The 13,802-nt window shown below is 70.3% G+C and carries 17 protein-coding genes; 9 read left to right on the top strand and 8 right to left on the bottom strand.

The genetic code is table 11. The annotated features are described in order from the left end of the window. Positions 1–2: 2 nt before the first annotated feature. The 3 genes from B082_RS0121180 to B082_RS0121170 all read right to left on the bottom strand — a co-directional run bounded on the left by B082_RS0121180 (position 3) and on the right by B082_RS0121170 (position 2,252). Positions 3–1,016 carry a phosphotransferase gene (locus B082_RS0121180; protein WP_018553820.1) on the bottom strand — a complete coding sequence of 338 codons (1,014 nt, stop codon included), beginning with the start codon at positions 1,014–1,016 and terminating at the stop codon, positions 3–5. A 63-nt stretch (positions 1,017–1,079) separates the two neighbouring features. After that, complete coding sequence (locus tag B082_RS0121175) at positions 1,080–1,508, bottom strand: pyridoxamine 5'-phosphate oxidase family protein (protein ID WP_018553819.1); 429 nt, start codon at positions 1,506–1,508, stop codon at positions 1,080–1,082. Positions 1,509–1,592: 84 nt separating this feature from the next. Then, positions 1,593–2,252 (bottom strand): response regulator, encoded by a 660-nt coding sequence (locus B082_RS0121170; protein WP_086023936.1) that lies wholly within the window; start codon positions 2,250–2,252, stop codon positions 1,593–1,595. A 339-nt stretch (positions 2,253–2,591) separates the two neighbouring features. Here B082_RS0121170 and pdhA point away from each other — a divergent pair, with 339 nt between their 5' ends. The 4 genes from pdhA (at position 2,592) to B082_RS0121150 (ending at position 6,905) form a co-directional block, all read left to right on the top strand. Continuing rightward, positions 2,592–3,743, top strand: a complete 1,152-nt coding sequence (pdhA, locus tag B082_RS0121165) for a pyruvate dehydrogenase (acetyl-transferring) E1 component subunit alpha (RefSeq protein WP_018553817.1) — start codon at positions 2,592–2,594, stop codon at positions 3,741–3,743. A 2-nt stretch (positions 3,744–3,745) separates the two neighbouring features. Then, on the top strand, positions 3,746–4,726 hold the full coding sequence (locus tag B082_RS0121160) for an alpha-ketoacid dehydrogenase subunit beta (RefSeq protein ID WP_018553816.1): 981 nt from the start codon (positions 3,746–3,748) through the stop codon (positions 4,724–4,726). A gap of 10 nt (positions 4,727–4,736) precedes the next feature. Continuing rightward, a complete protein-coding gene (locus tag B082_RS0121155; protein WP_026250020.1) occupies positions 4,737–6,152 on the top strand; it encodes a dihydrolipoamide acetyltransferase family protein in 1,416 nt (471 codons plus the stop codon). 210 nt (positions 6,153–6,362) lie between these two features. Next, positions 6,363–6,905: a hypothetical protein gene (locus tag B082_RS0121150; protein ID WP_026250019.1), complete on the top strand. Its 543-nt coding sequence runs from the start codon at positions 6,363–6,365 to the stop codon at positions 6,903–6,905. Positions 6,906–6,913: 8 nt separating this feature from the next. Here the strand turns inward: B082_RS0121150 and B082_RS36390 are convergent, their stop codons facing one another. Then, positions 6,914–7,381 (bottom strand): ATP-binding protein, encoded by a 468-nt coding sequence (locus B082_RS36390; protein WP_018553813.1) that lies wholly within the window; start codon positions 7,379–7,381, stop codon positions 6,914–6,916. A 264-nt stretch (positions 7,382–7,645) separates the two neighbouring features. On the opposite strand from B082_RS36390, the gene B082_RS0121140 reads away from it, so the two are divergent. Genes B082_RS0121140 through B082_RS38120 form a run of 3 tightly spaced genes read left to right on the top strand, consistent with a single transcriptional unit; the run spans position 7,646 to position 8,908 of the window. Further along, a complete protein-coding gene (locus B082_RS0121140) occupies positions 7,646–8,536 on the top strand; it encodes a helix-turn-helix domain-containing protein (RefSeq protein ID WP_026250018.1) in 891 nt (296 codons plus the stop codon). Further along, on the top strand, positions 8,533–8,724 hold the full coding sequence (locus tag B082_RS0121135) for a DUF397 domain-containing protein (protein WP_018553811.1): 192 nt from the start codon (positions 8,533–8,535) through the stop codon (positions 8,722–8,724). Before B082_RS0121140 ends, B082_RS0121135 begins: the two co-directional genes overlap by 4 nt. 4 nt (positions 8,725–8,728) lie before the next feature. Continuing rightward, positions 8,729–8,908 carry a DUF397 domain-containing protein gene (locus tag B082_RS38120; RefSeq protein ID WP_078622616.1) on the top strand — a complete coding sequence of 60 codons (180 nt, stop codon included), beginning with the start codon at positions 8,729–8,731 and terminating at the stop codon, positions 8,906–8,908. Here the strand turns inward: B082_RS38120 and B082_RS36385 are convergent. Next, entirely contained in the window at positions 8,850–9,509 is a 660-nt protein-coding gene (locus tag B082_RS36385) for a putative immunity protein (RefSeq protein WP_234018199.1), read from the bottom strand. The two genes, B082_RS38120 and B082_RS36385, sit on opposite strands and share 59 nt — an antisense overlap. A gap of 79 nt (positions 9,510–9,588) precedes the next feature. Between B082_RS36385 and B082_RS0121125 the strand changes: the two genes are divergently transcribed. Then, the gene (locus B082_RS0121125; protein ID WP_018553809.1) at positions 9,589–10,044 is read left to right on the top strand and encodes a VOC family protein; all 456 of its coding nucleotides are present in this window, start codon (positions 9,589–9,591) and stop codon (positions 10,042–10,044) included. 66 nt (positions 10,045–10,110) lie between these two features. Here B082_RS0121125 and B082_RS0121120 read toward each other — a convergent pair whose 3' ends face one another. Together B082_RS0121120 and eno are read right to left on the bottom strand one after the other, a co-directional pair. Beyond that, positions 10,111–11,001 (bottom strand): bifunctional helix-turn-helix transcriptional regulator/GNAT family N-acetyltransferase, encoded by an 891-nt coding sequence (locus B082_RS0121120; RefSeq protein ID WP_018553808.1) that lies wholly within the window; start codon positions 10,999–11,001, stop codon positions 10,111–10,113. Positions 11,002–11,094: 93 nt separating this feature from the next. After that, positions 11,095–12,375 (bottom strand): phosphopyruvate hydratase, encoded by a 1,281-nt coding sequence (gene eno / locus B082_RS0121115; RefSeq protein WP_018553807.1) that lies wholly within the window; start codon positions 12,373–12,375, stop codon positions 11,095–11,097. A 170-nt stretch (positions 12,376–12,545) separates the two neighbouring features. On the opposite strand from eno, the gene B082_RS0121110 reads away from it, so the two are divergent. Next, positions 12,546–12,968 carry a MarR family winged helix-turn-helix transcriptional regulator gene (locus tag B082_RS0121110; protein ID WP_018553806.1) on the top strand — a complete coding sequence of 141 codons (423 nt, stop codon included), beginning with the start codon at positions 12,546–12,548 and terminating at the stop codon, positions 12,966–12,968. Between the two features lie 55 nt (positions 12,969–13,023). Here the strand turns inward: B082_RS0121110 and B082_RS0121105 are convergent, their stop codons facing one another. After that, positions 13,024–13,572, bottom strand: coding sequence for a DUF1062 domain-containing protein (locus tag B082_RS0121105; RefSeq protein ID WP_018553805.1), 549 nt, complete (start codon positions 13,570–13,572; stop codon positions 13,024–13,026). Positions 13,573–13,802 lie beyond the last annotated feature (230 nt).

The raw sequence follows: 13,802 nt of genomic DNA, 5'->3' as shown, positions 1-13,802 counted from the left end.
CCTCACTCCGTGAAGGCCGCGCGCACCGCCTCGTACTCCCGGGTCCACCAGACCGCCAGGGCCGACACCGCGGGAAACTGCGGGTCGGCCCTCCGGTCGTTGAGGCAGTAGCGCCAGCGGAGTATCCAGAAGTCGTTGAGCCGCTCCCACCACACCCGGTGCACGGCCGCGGCCAGTTCCGCCGCGTCGGCCCCGGCCGCCCGCCGGTAGGCCCGCGCGTAGACCCGTACCTTCGCCAGGTCCAGCGCGCCGGCCGGCTGGACGAAGAAGATCGCCGCCGCCCGGACCGCCTCCTCCGCGCGCGGCTGGACGGCCAGCCGGTCCCAGTCGAGGATCGCCACCGGGTCGGCGCCCCGGTAGAGCACGTTCAGCGGATGGAAGTCGCCGTGTACCCAGCCGGTCGCCGGGATGCCGGGATCGGGCGGGCGGCGGTCCGCGTGCCGTTCCAGCAGGACGCGCCGCTCCCGCAGCCGGTGCTCGGCCAGCTCGTCGAAGGAGTCCCGGGTGCCGCTCCCGCGGGCGGCGGCCAGCAGATCGCCGATCAGCGCGAAGGTGTCGGCGGCCTCGGGACTCGCGTACCCGGCCGGACTCCCGCCGGCACCACCCGCGGCGGCGTCAGTGTCCCGTTCGGCCCCCATGACCTGCTCAAGACCCGTGTGTACGGCTCCGAGGAGCGTCCCGAGACGCATCGACTGGGCGAGGGTGAGCTGTGCGCCGCCGCGGTGCAGGCCGTCGACCCAGGGGTGCAGGGCGTAGCAGCGGCCGGCGATCTCGGTGACGGTCTCGCCGTCGCCGGCCTCGATGGGCGGGGCGACGGGCACGCCGAGTGACTGGAGGCGCCGGGTGGCACGGTGCTGGCGGACGATGGTGGCCCGGTCCCGGGTGGCGTCGTCCAGGTGGTGCTTGAGGAAGTAGGAGCCCCGGGTGGTGGACACCCGGTAACCGTGGTTGAGCAGCCCTTGGGAGAGCGGGGTACAGGTGAGCGGCTCACCGGCGTGCGGGTAACGGCGGAGCACCTCACCGACCGGGGGAACAGGCGGCAGGGCGACAGATGAGCGCGACACGCGTCAGATGTTAGATCACGCTGCGTTGCGCATCTGCTGACTTGCGTCGAAGCCCAGAGTGTGCACGGTGACGAAGTGCGGTTCGAGCCGGAGATACGACGGTACGAACGGCTCGCCGTTGACCTCGACGGGGAGGGGGCCGAAGCGCTCGCGCTGGGCGCGGGTGGGCTCGACGATCCGTGCGGGCCCGGTGAACTGCACGGACCACAGGTCGTCGCTGCCGGCGGTGGTGGCCGCGTTGAAGTTGTCCGCACCGTAGGCCACGACCGTGCCGTCGCAGGCGTCGTGGTAGCCGAGACCGCTGTGCATGCGCAGCACGACGCGGCCGTCGATGACGATGTGCCGGGCCACCGTCAGGAACGGGAGGGCCCGCATGCTGGTCGCCAGCCGGCCGTAGGGGACCCGGCCGAGCAGGTCGATCGCGTGGAGTTCCTCAAGGGACATGCCCTCCACTGTCGGCCACCTGTGTGGTCGGAATAAGAGGCCGGGGCCCCGGGGTGGCAGGGACCAAAGTCCTTCCGTCCCGCCTCAGCGCTTCTCGGCCTGGAGCCGGGCGACGTACGCGGCGGCCTGCGAGCGGCGCTCCATGCCCAGCTTGGACAGCAGGCTGGAGACGTAGTTCTTGATCGTCTTCTCGGCGAGGTGCAGCCGCTCGCCGATGACCCGGTTGGTCAGCCCCTCGCCGATCAGGTCGAGGATCTTGCGTTCCTGGTCCGTGAGGCTCGCGAGCTTCTCGTCGCCCTGCCCCTTCTTGCCGTCCCGCAGCCGCTCCAGGACGCGGGCGGTGGCCACGGGGTCCAGCAGCGACTTCCCGGCCGCCACGTCCCGTACGGCCGTCAGCAGCTCGTTGCCGCGGATCGCCTTGAGGACGTATCCGGCGGCGCCCGCCATGATCGCGTCGAACAGTGCCTCGTCATCGGCGTACGAGGTCAGCATCAGGCAGTTGATCGAGTCGTCCTGGGAGCGGATCTCGCGGCAGACCTCCACCCCGCTGCCGTCCGGCAGCCGTACGTCCAGCACGGCCACATCCGGGCGGACCGCCGGAATCCGCACCAGCGCGTCGGCCGCCGTACCGGCCTCGCCGACCACCTCGATGTCGTCCTCCATCGAGAGCAGTTCGTGGACTCCGCGGCGGACCACTTCGTGGTCATCGAGCAGAAAAACGGTGATTTTTCCTTCTACGCTCACAATCGCAGTCTCACACACTCCCCCCTTCCCTGCCGGTGTCGGGCGGGATAACGTGCCGTTGTTCCGGCGGCCTGCGAGGCTGTGATCAGTGCTGTGACCAGCGAGCCTTCCCGAATTCCTCGATTTACTTGGATATCCAAGCAAAAACGCAGGTCAGGGAGGGTTTCGCAGTTACGGGACCCACTGGGTAACGTGCCTTGGACAGGGCGCTCGCCGGGGCACCTGTCACGCCTGTTCCCGGACCGAGCGGCACCCACCCCGTGCACGGGTACGGACACAGGCGAGCCGCACTGGTCTCCCGGCAGACCCCGGGGGCCGGACCGACGGAGGAGCACGCACGTGACCGTGGAGAGCACTGCCGCGCGTAAACCGCGACGCAGCAGCAAGCGGACCAGCGCCGCGAAAACGCCCGCGAAGGATTCCGCACCCGAGCTCGTACAGCTGCTGACGCCCGAGGGCGAGCGCGTCGAGCACCCGGACTACTCGATCGACCTGACCGCGGAAGAGCTGCGCGGTCTGTACCGGGACATGGTCCTGACCCGCCGCTTCGACGCCGAGGCCACCGCCCTCCAGCGCCAGGGCGAGCTGGGCCTGTGGGCCTCCCTGCTGGGCCAGGAGGCCGCCCAGATCGGCTCCGGCCGGGCCCTGCACGACGACGACTACGTCTTCCCGACCTACCGTGAGCACGGTGTGGCCTGGTGCCGGGGCGTCGACCCGACCAACCTGCTCGGGATGTTCCGCGGTGTGAACCACGGCGGCTGGGACCCGAACACCAACAACTTCCACCTGTACACGATCGTCATCGGCTCGCAGACCCTGCACGCCACGGGTTACGCCATGGGCGTGGCCAAGGACGGCGCGGACTCGGCCGTGATCGCGTACTTCGGTGACGGCGCCTCCAGCCAGGGCGATGTCGCGGAGGCGTTCACCTTCTCGGCGGTGTACAACGCCCCGGTCGTCTTCTTCTGCCAGAACAACCAGTGGGCGATCTCCGAGCCCACCGAGAAGCAGACCCGCGTCCCGCTCTACCAGCGTGCCCAGGGCTTCGGCTTCCCCGGCGTCCGGGTCGACGGCAACGACGTCCTGGCCTGCCTGGCCGTCACCCGCTCCGCCCTGGAGCGGGCCCGGCGCGGCGAGGGCCCGACCCTGGTCGAGGCGTTCACGTACCGCATGGGCGCGCACACCACCTCCGACGACCCGACGAAGTACCGGGCCGACGAGGAGCGCGCGTCCTGGGAGGCGAAGGACCCGATCCTGCGCCTGCGCACGTACCTGGAGAAGGAGGGCGCGGCCGACGAGGCGTTCTTCACCGCCCTCGAAGAGGAGAGCGAGACCCTCGGCAAGCGGGTCCGCGAGGCGGTACGGGCCATGCCCGACCCGGACCGGATGGCGCTGTTCGACCACGCCTACGCCGACGGCAGCCCCCTCGTGGACGAGGAGCGCGCCGAGTTCGCCGCCTACCAGGCATCGTTCGCCGAGGAGGGCAAGTAGCCATGGCCGTGGAAAAGATGTCCATCGCGAAGGCGCTCAACGAGTCGCTGCGCAAGGCCCTCGACACCGACCCCAAGGTCCTCATCATGGGCGAGGACGTCGGCAAGCTGGGCGGGGTCTTCCGGATCACCGACGGCCTCCAGAAGGACTTCGGCGAGGACCGGGTCATCGACACCCCGCTCGCCGAGTCCGGCATCGTCGGCACGGCGATCGGCCTGGCCCTGCGCGGCTACCGGCCCGTCGTGGAGATCCAGTTCGACGGCTTCGTCTTCCCCGCCTACGACCAGATCGTCACGCAGCTCGCGAAGATGCACGCCCGCGCGCTCGGCAAGATCAAGCTGCCGGTCGTCGTGCGCATCCCCTACGGCGGCGGCATCGGCGCCGTCGAGCACCACAGCGAGTCGCCCGAGGCGCTGTTCGCGCACGTCGCGGGTCTCAAGGTGGTCTCCCCGTCCAACGCCTCGGACGCGTACTGGATGATGCAGCAGGCCGTCCAGAGCGACGACCCGGTCATCTTCTTCGAGCCGAAGCGCCGCTACTGGGACAAGGGCGAGGTCGACACCGACTCCATCCCCGGCCGGCTGCACGCCGCGTCCGTCGCCCGCACCGGCACGGACCTCACGCTCGCCGCGTACGGCCCGATGGTGAAGGTCTGCCTGGAGGCCGCAGCGGCCGCCCAGGAGGAGGGCAAGTCGATCGAGGTCGTGGACCTGCGCTCGATGTCCCCCATCGACTTCGACACCATCCAGACCTCCGTCGAGAAGACCCGCCGCCTGGTCGTGGTCCACGAGGCGCCGGTCTTCTACGGCTCCGGTGCCGAGATCGCCGCCCGCATCACGGAGCGGTGCTTCTACCACCTGGAGGCGCCCGTGCTGAGGGTCGGCGGCTACCACGTCCCGTACCCGCCGGCGCGGCTGGAGGACGAGTACCTGCCGGGCCTCGACCGCGTGCTCGACGCCGTCGACCGCTCGCTGGCGTACTGAGGACAGGGGCGTGACTACGATGACCGACACTTCCAACGCTGCTCGCTTCCGTGAGTTCAAGATGCCCGACGTGGGCGAGGGACTGACCGAGGCCGAGATCCTCAAGTGGTTCGTCCAGCCCGGCGACACCGTCACCGACGGCCAGGTCGTCTGCGAGGTCGAGACGGCGAAGGCCGCCGTGGAGCTGCCGATCCCGTTCGACGGGGTCGTCCACGAGCTGCGCTTCCCCGAGGGCACCACGGTCGATGTGGGCCAGGTGATCATCGCGGTGGACGTGGCCCCGGGCTCCGCGCCCGAGGCCCCCGCCGCGACGCCCGAGCCGGCTCCGGAACCCGAGGCCGAGGAGGCGCCGAAGGGCCGCCAGCCGGTCCTGGTGGGTTACGGCGTGGCCGAGTCCTCCACGAAGCGGCGGGCCCGCAAGGGCACCGAGGCCGCACCCCCGGCCGCCGCGCCCGCCGCGGTCCAGGGCGAGCTGAACGGCCGGGGCCCCGCCACCCCGGTCCCGGAGGCCCGCCCGCTGGCCAAGCCGCCGGTCCGCAAGCTCGCGAAGGACCTGGGCATCGACCTGGCGACGGTCACCCCGACCGGCGAGGGCGGTGTCATCACCCGCGACGACGTGCACGCGGCGGCGAAGCCGGTGGCGCCGGTGGCGCCTGTGGCGCCTTCGGTTCCGGAGCCGTCCGTCGAGCCCTCGGCGCCCGTGGAGGCTCCTGTTCCGGCCGGCGCCCGCGAGACCCGTATCCCGGTCAAGGGCGTGCGCAAGGCCATCGCCCAGGCGATGGTCGGCAGCGCGTTCACCGCTCCGCACGTCACCGAGTTCGTGACCGTCGATGTGACGCGCACGATGAAGCTGGTGGCGGAGCTGAAGGAGGACAAGGACATGGCGGGGGTGCGGGTCAACCCGCTCCTCATCATCGCCAAGGCCCTCCTGGTCGCGATCAAGCGGAACCCCGGGGTCAACGCGGTCTGGGACGAGGCGAACCAGGAGATCGTCCAGAAGCACTACGTCAACCTGGGCATCGCCGCCGCGACTCCGCGCGGCCTGATCGTCCCGAACATCAAGGACGCCCACGACCGGACGCTCCCGCAGCTGGCCGCGTCCCTGGGTGAGCTGGTCGCCACGGCCCGGGACGGCAAGACGTCTCCGGCCGCGATGGCGGGCGGCACGGTGACCATCACCAACGTGGGCGTCTTCGGCGTCGACACCGGTACGCCGATCCTCAACCCGGGCGAGTCCGCGATCCTCGCGGTCGGCGCGATCAAGCTCCAGCCCTGGGTCCACAAGGGCAAGGTGAAGCCGCGTCAGGTGACGACGCTGGCCCTGTCGTTCGACCACCGTCTGATCGACGGCGAGCTGGGCTCCAGGTTCCTGGCGGACATCGCCGCGATCCTGGAACAGCCGAAGCGGCTGATCACCTGGGCGTAGGCGCCTTGGCGGTACGTGTGTGAGGTGGGCCCGCGCTGTGCTTGCGCGGGCCCACCGGCATGTCCGGGGGGCGGGGGCGCGTGCGGTCGCGTGCGGTACGGAGTGAAGCGGGTCATGCGTTTTCTGCGCGGGCGCACACCCTCGCCCTCTAGACTGACTACCGTACGGACGCGTTGAATTACTCACCGCAGTCGACCGAGGGGAACCGCCGTGTCTTCGAATTGCGACCCCCGGAACGCGCCCGTCGGCGACGTGGACGCGGCGCTCATGATGATCGACTCGCGGCTCAAGAGCATCTACGAGGGCAGTACGGAGCAGAACTCCGAACACAAGGAACTGGTCGAGCAGTTCCTCGCCTCCCTGGGCCCCGGTGGAATCGATGAGGTGCTGGACGGCACGTGCACGCTCATCTACATGTTCATGACCTGGCTGCGCAAGGCCCACGATGAGCATGACAAGGACGTCATCGAGTATGTGATCCCCGGCCTCGTGGCCTCGATGCGTCAGATGACGAGGAGCGTTCCGCCCGAGGTCATCCCCACCATGGCCGGCCTGGTCATCGCCGCCGGCACCGGTCTGAGCCCCAACCTGTGGCGGATGCAGTACGGCGACTGGACCCTGGCGGAGATGACCCCGCTGGAGGTCACCGCCTTCCTGCTGGCTGAGCAGATCAACCGCATCGCCGACGACCGGGGGTTCGCCGTCCGCATGATCGCCGAGGCGCTGGACCGCGCGGACGCCGAAAAGGACTGACGCGGATCTCACCCCGCGTGCGGTGCGGAGCGCACCATCAGCATGTCCGGGTGACGAAGGGCGAGTTCGGCGTACACGGTCTTCCCGACGGTGCGCGGCTCAACCCCCCAGCGCTCGGCGATCGCGTCCACGATGAGCAGCCCGCGCCCGTAGCACTCGTCGCTGTCGGCCGAGCGGATCCCGGGCAGTCGCTCGCCCCGGGGGTCGGCGACCTCGATACGGAGCGTGTCGGCGGTGAGCGCGAGACGCACCCGGAACAGCCGTCCGCGCAGGCTGCCGTGCAGTAGTGCGTTGGTGGCCAACTCGCTGACCAGGAGGGCGACGTCTCCGGCGCGCTGCGGGTGCCCCCACGCGGTGACGAGCCGCGCGGCGCGCCGCCGGGCGAGGGAGACGCTGCGGGCGGTGGGCGTGTAGTCGAGCCGGTCCTCCTGGAGCGGGGTCTCGGGAACGGGCGCCTCTTCGGGGGCTGCGGTCATGGTCGCGCGCCTTTCTGGGGTCGGTACGCGGTATGCGGTGGACGGCGGTGGCAGTGCCGGGCCTGCGCGCGGTTGCGGGTGCGGTTGGGCAGGGCGGTGCGCTTCCGCCGGGCGGTGCCGTTGAGTTACCGGGGCGATGCCGAACGTAGCGGGTCTGATGCCAGGGACTCAAGAGTCCAGGACATATATTCCCCGTACGGGTTACGTGTGCATGAGTGGGGGCCAACTAGCTGCAACACTGGTGGGGTTCACTGGGAGGTCGGTATGCAGGAATCTGGCAGGAGAGCGAATGGCAACCGGGTTTCGACCGTTCTCGGCCGCCGCCTGGGCGGTGAGCTTCAGCGCCTGCGGGTAGCAGCGAACAAGACGCAGCGTGAAGCGGCCGGGGTCCTGAGTGCCACTCAGACCAAGGTCGTGAAGATGGAGAGCGGATGGGTTCCCATGCGTGACCCGGATATTCGAGCTCTGTGTGACTTCTACGGCGTGGCGGACGACAAGGCCCTGGCGGGCCTGCTGGCGCTTGCCAAAACGGACCGTGAACGGCGCAGGGTGAAAGGCTGGTGGAACGACACCCCGACGCTTGCCACGCAGGTGGAGTACATCGCCATGGAGGATGCTGCGGTTAGGATCAGACAGTGGCAAGTCGCCCTCGTCCCCGGGCTGTTCCAGACTCCTGAGTACACGCGGGCATTGGGCATCGCCAGCCAGTCAGGCGAGGATCTCGACTGGATCGAAGACGTAGTTACGGGGCGCGCCAAGCGCCAACAGCGGCTCTACGACGACACACCTCTGCGTATCCACGCGGTGATCTGGGAGGCCGCACTGCGCCAGTTGGTCGGCGGCCCCGGAGTCATGGCGCGTCAGTTGGCGCATCTGTGCCACTTGGCCGAGCGGCCCAATGTCCACATCCAGGTCCTGCCCTTCTGGGTGGGTGCGAATGCAGGCATCGGTGGCCCTTTCACCGTCCTGTCCTTTGGAGAGAATGAGGCGATGGACGTCGTGCACATGGACGCCCCTCGGTCGACGATCTGGGTTGAGAACGCGGAGGAGAGCGCTGAGTTCGCTACGGTGTTCGATCACCTGGTCAAGGTGAGCTTGTCGCCCCACGACTCAGCCCTGTTCATGCAAAGCATCGCCAAGGAAGTGAAGGAATGACAGTGTTCCAGTTCACCAAGTCCAGCTACAGCACCCCAGAACGCGAGTGCGTCGAGGTGGCCCGCAACGTCCCTGGCTCGGTCGCCATCCGCGACTCGAAGCAGGCAGCCGGCCCCGTCATCGTCCTTGCCCCCGCCGCGTGGGACGCGTTTCAAAGCGTTCTCGCCGGTCGCACTGTTCAAGGCTGAGTGAGTGAAGAGCTTTTGCTTCCAGAAGTCCAGCCACAGCAGCGGCGGTGGGGAGTGCGTCGAGATAGCCCGTAACGTCCCCGGGGCCGTAGCCGTCCGCGATTCCAAGCAGGTGGACGGCCCCGTCATCGTCCTCGCCCCCACCGCATGGGACGCGTTCCAGGTGATCCTGCTCCAGCCGTAGGGGCGGTCACCGCCTCCCGCGTGAAGGTCAGCGCACGCAGGTCCGTGTCCATCGCGCGGATCAGTTCGCCGACGCGCCCACCGCCGGGCGGCGCCGCCGGGAAGCGTTTGAGCACGTCGACGGCGGTCGGCGTCGCGCGGCGCATCACGTGCTCCAGGTGTCGGGCACCCACGCTCCGGTCGTCGTGGGCGACGAGTTCGGCCGCTCGGGCCGCATGCGCACCGGCTCCGAGGATGTGCTTGACCTGGGTGGCCTTGGCCAAAGGGTGCAGATACGCGGCGGCTGCCGCCGACATCGCCGCCCACGCCGCCTCACGGGCAGCCGTGGTGTTCGTAGCCTTCGCCGCCTTGAGGGCCGCCGACGCCGTATCGCGCAGGGCCTTTCCTCGTTCGCCGCCCCGGGCGAACGCCCACGCGGCTTCGACGGCGTCGCGAGGCCGTGAATCGTCCGGCTGATCCGCCTCGAACGTCCCCAGCGCCGCTTCGGCGCACATCGCGGCGAACGCGGTGACCTCGCGTAGGTCCTGCTCGCTCAGAACGATGGCGCTCGATTCACCCGTCATCGCTTCATTCTCCCTGGCGCCGAGTCCCGAGGTACCCACGTGACGGCGCCGTCCGCGTTTCGTCAAGGCCCGGTCGGGGAGGGCGCCTTGTGTCAGACCTGCCTGGGATGCTCCGGGTATGGAGATGACCGTGCAGCTGACGATCGACTGCGCCGACCCGCAGCGGATGGTGGCCTTCTGGGCCGAGGCCCTGGGTTATGTGCCCGAGCCCGCGCCGGACGGGTACGCCACGTGGCGGGCCTACTGGGCAGCGATGGGGGTGCCCGACGAGGAGTTGCCGGCCGGGGCCGGGGACGTACCGGAGTCGATCATCGATCCGGCGGGGCGTGGGCCGAGGGTGTGGTTCCAGCAGGTTCCGGAGCGGAAGGCCGCCAAGAACCGGTGGCACTTCGATCTGAAGGTCGGCGGAGGCCGTGACGTCGCGCTGGACGTCCGCACGCAGCGGGTCGACGGTGCGGTGGAACGGCTGGTGGCGGCGGGTGCCACCGTGCTGCGGATCAAGGACGAGCCGGCCATGGGGCTCTACGCCGCCGCCATGCAGGACCCCGAGGGCAACGAGTTCGACGTTGTGTGAGGGGCGGTGCGGTGGTGTGCCGTACCGGCGGGCGTACGCCCGCCCGCCGGCAGGGGCGCGTGCCCCTCACACCCCGTCGGGCAGCCGTTTCTCGAACCAGTGGTGGGCGTACGGCTCGTCGTTGAAGGCCGGGATCTCGGTGTAGCCGTTGGTGCGGTAGAGGTGGATGGCGGCTGCCAGGGCCTTGTTGGTGTCGAGCCGGACCAGGTCCCGGCCGTGGCTGACGGCGTGCTCTTCGAGGGTGGTCAGGATGCGCTTGGCCAGGCCGAGACCCCGGGCGCGGGGTGAGACCCACAGGCGCTTGATCTCCGCCGGGGCGTCGGCCGGCAGCTTGAGCCCGGCGGCGCCGACCGGTTCGCCGTGCAGGCGGGCCACGAGGAAGAGGCCACGCGGCGTGCGGAGTTCGCCCGGGTCGGGGAGCAGGCTGTTCGCGGGGTCGAAGCCGAAGAGGGCGCCCAGTTCGTCGGCGAAGCCGCGCAGGCAGTGGACCGCGTCCGGGTGGTCCGGGTCGAGGACGTCCAGGGAGACCGTGGAGGCGGTCAGCAGCCGTTCGACCTCCTCCATCGCCGCGAGGAGCCGGTCCCGCTGCTTGGCGTCGAGCGGGTCGAGCAGGGACGCGGCGAGCGCGTCGCTACGGGCGTCGAGCTGGGCCCGCTCCCGCCACCCGGCCTCGGTCAGCCGCACCGTACGTACGCGCCGGTCCTCGGCGTGGGTCTCCACGGTGACGAGGCCGTCGCGCTCAAGGGCGCGCAGGAGGCGGCTCGCGTATCCGGAGTCGAGCCCGAGCCGGGCCCGTACGCTCCGGACGTCATGCGTCTCGCCGTCCCCGATCTGCCAGAGCAGCCGCGCCTGCCCGTAGGGACGCGTGCCGTCCAGGTAGTGATCCTGTAGTACGCCTACGCGCTCCGCGACCGTCCGGTTGAAGCGTCGCACTTGCTTGATCTGGTCCGCTGCCATTCTCTGACCTTAGTCAGGTAATTATGGCGGGGGCAACGCCTCACGGGTGTCCACCCGCGAGGCGTTGCGGTCGCTCGGCGGACCGGGCCAGGGCTACCGGCGGCGCAGTGCCTCCGCCCCCGCGTACCGGGCGCCGGTGCCCAGCTCCTCCTCGATGCGGATCAGCTGGTTGTACTTGGCGGTGCGGTCCGAGCGGGACAGTGAGCCCGTCTTGATCTGGCCGCAGCCCGTGGCCACCGCCAGGTCCGCGATCGTGGTGTCCTCCGTCTCGCCGGAGCGGTGGGACATGACCACCGTGTAGCCCGCGCGGTGGGCCGTGGCGACCGTGGTCATCGCCTCCGTCAGGGTGCCGATCTGGTTGACCTTCACGAGCACGGAGTTGGCCACCCCGGTGGCGATGCCCTCGCGCAGGAGCGTGTCGTTCGTGCAGAACACGTCGTCCCCGGTGAGCTGGCAGCGGTCTCCGACGCGGGCGGTCAGCTCGCGCCAGCCGTTCAGGTCGTCCTCGGCCATCGCGTCCTCGATCGACACGATCGGGTAGGCGTCGATCAGCTCGACCAGGTAGTCCGCGTGCTCGGCCGGCGTGCGGCGTACGCCCTCGCCCGCGTAGTCGTAGACGCCGTCGTGGAAGAACTCCGACGTCGCGGGGTCCATGACCAGGCCGATGTCCGTGCCCGGCCGGTATCCCGTGCGTTCGACGGCGGCCACGACGAAGTCGAGCGCCTCCTCGGCGGTACGCAGGGCCGGCGCGAAGCCGCCCTCGTCGCCGACGCCCGTGGAGTGGCCGGCGGCGAGCAGGTCGCGGCGCAGGGTGTGGAAGATCTCCGAGCCCATCCGGACGGCCTCGGCGAACGTCGCGGCGCCGATCGGGGCGATCATGAACTCCTGGAAGTCCAGCGGATTGTCCGCGTGCGCGCCCCCGTTGACGATGTTCATCATCGGTACGGGCAGCAGCCGGGCGTCCGACCCGCCCAGGTACCGGTACAGCGGCAGGCGGTGCGCGGCCGCCGCTGCCTTGGCGGCCGCCAGGGAGACGCCCAGGATCGCGTTGGCGCCGAGCCGGGCCTTGGTGGCGGTGCCGTCCGCCGCGACGAGGGCGGCGTCGAGCCCGGCCTGATCCTCCGCTTCCCGGCCGATGGCGGCCTCGGTCAGCTCCGTGTTGACGTGGTGAACGGCCTGGTCGACGCCCTTGCCGTGCCAGCGGGCAGGGTCGCCGTCGCGGAGTTCGACGGCCTCGCGGGCGCCGGTGGAGGCGCCGGAGGGGACCGCGGCGCGGCCGAGCGAGCCGTCCGACAGTTCCACGTCCACCTCGACGGTGGGGTTGCCCCTGCTGTCGAGGACGCGGCGGCCGGTGACTGAGGTGATGGCGGTCATGGGAGTGGTCCTTCCCGTTGTCGCGTGCCGCGGTCCGGCTGCGACGACGGTGGCGCGGGACCCGGCGGGACAACTCTACAGCAATGCTGTTCAGTGAGGCTGTTTAGTTGGGCTGAACAGCTCTGCTGTGCAGTCTGCTGTTCTGTTTCCGCCCCGGGATAAAGTGCGGTATGCCCCTCCCGGAATCCGCCTCCATCGCCGCCGAGCTGCGCACAGCGATGGGCAAGCTCACCCGCCGCGTGAAGCTTGAGGACCAGATGCCGCTCGGCCAGGTGGCCGTCCTCGGCGAGCTGGACCGCAACGGCGCCATGACCACCAGCGAACTCGCCGCAGGTCAGCGGGTGCGTCCGCAGTCCATGGCGCGTGCCGTCGGGCTGCTCATGGAGCAGGGGCTCATCACGCGCCGCGCTCACCCGACCGACGGGCGCAAGAGCCTGGTCGAGCTGTCGGACGCCGGGCGCGCGCTCCTGGAGGAGGAGCGGGAGCGGCGGGCCGACTGGCTCGCCCGCGCCATCGACGCGGAATTGAGCGACGAGGAACGGGAGTTGCTGGCGGCCGCGATCGGGCTCGTCGTGCGGGTCGCCGCGCACTGAGGGCTGAGCCGGCCGGGGACGGGCGCGCCGTTCACCCCCCGCCCCCGGCCGCCCCTCACCGCTTCAGCAGGAAGCCGAAGTCGCCCGTGAGTCTGCCGGTCAGGCGGGCGGTGGAGACGATTTTGCCCTCCGACAGCAGGCGTTCCGTCTCCGTCCGCGAGAGGCCGCAGCCGTCCGCGATCAGACGCAGCGGCCGTACCGGTATCCGGGCCCCGAAGGTGACCGATACGTCGATCACCTCGCGGTCCGGATGGTCCTGGCCCCCGGTGTCCAGGCGCCAGGCGCCGGTCCAGTCGAGGGCCACGCGGTTGCGCCGCCGCACGACCGGGTCCTGAAGCAGCTCGGCCGCCAGGGCCGGATCGTTGGCGTGCATACGGTCCAGCAGCTCAGGCTGTACGGAGCGGACGTGCGCCCGCTCCAGGACCGTGAGCTTCGTGGTGTCCCCGCACCCCGTGCAGAGCGCGAGGAGCCAGGCGTCGAGCAGCTTGTGGTGGGCGTTGACGCGGAATTTGCCGTTCGCGCGGAAGCTTCCGGACGCGCACGTGTGGCAGCGGCGCAGGACGACGGGCAGGCGTGTGGGCATGACGGCCCAATGGATGAGCACAGGAGTACACCGGTTTCAGTGTGAGAAATCCGCAGCGGGAAGCAGCGCGGCGCACAGGTGCGACGCGCGACAGATCAGCAGTGGGGAGGTCTCACGCGATGTACAACGGACGCCCTTTCATGGACGGCGGGGGCGGCGGGCCCACATGCCACGGATGGCCGGCCCGGCAGCAAGGTAGCCGGGGGCGGCGGGGCCGTTCCACCGTTTTTTCTCCGGCCTCCAAGGCGCCC

The organism is Streptomyces sp. ATexAB-D23 (assembly GCF_000373645.1).
In the GTDB taxonomy this organism is placed as follows: Bacteria; Actinomycetota; Actinomycetes; order Streptomycetales; family Streptomycetaceae; genus Streptomyces; species Streptomyces castrisilvae.
The sequence above is the reverse complement of the archived record's forward strand: the minus strand, read 5'-3'. Positions and strand labels throughout refer to the sequence as shown.

Excerpts from the sequence above, each read along its gene's own strand:
- B082_RS0121175 (WP_018553819.1), bottom strand. The coding sequence starts at position 1,508 with ATGTCCCTTGAGGAACTCCACGCGATCGACCTGCTCGGCCGGGTCCCC.
- B082_RS0121160 (WP_018553816.1), top strand. The coding sequence starts at position 3,746 with ATGGCCGTGGAAAAGATGTCCATCGCGAAGGCGCTCAACGAGTCGCTG.
- B082_RS36390 (WP_018553813.1), bottom strand. The coding sequence starts at position 7,381 with ATGACCGCAGCCCCCGAAGAGGCGCCCGTTCCCGAGACCCCGCTCCAG.
- B082_RS0121140 (WP_026250018.1), top strand. The coding sequence starts at position 7,646 with ATGCAGGAATCTGGCAGGAGAGCGAATGGCAACCGGGTTTCGACCGTT.
- B082_RS0121135 (WP_018553811.1), top strand. The coding sequence starts at position 8,533 with ATGACAGTGTTCCAGTTCACCAAGTCCAGCTACAGCACCCCAGAACGC.
- B082_RS0121125 (WP_018553809.1), top strand. The coding sequence starts at position 9,589 with ATGGAGATGACCGTGCAGCTGACGATCGACTGCGCCGACCCGCAGCGG.
- B082_RS0121120 (WP_018553808.1), bottom strand. The coding sequence starts at position 11,001 with ATGGCAGCGGACCAGATCAAGCAAGTGCGACGCTTCAACCGGACGGTC.
- eno (WP_018553807.1), bottom strand. The coding sequence starts at position 12,375 with ATGACCGCCATCACCTCAGTCACCGGCCGCCGCGTCCTCGACAGCAGG.
- B082_RS0121110 (WP_018553806.1), top strand. The coding sequence starts at position 12,546 with ATGCCCCTCCCGGAATCCGCCTCCATCGCCGCCGAGCTGCGCACAGCG.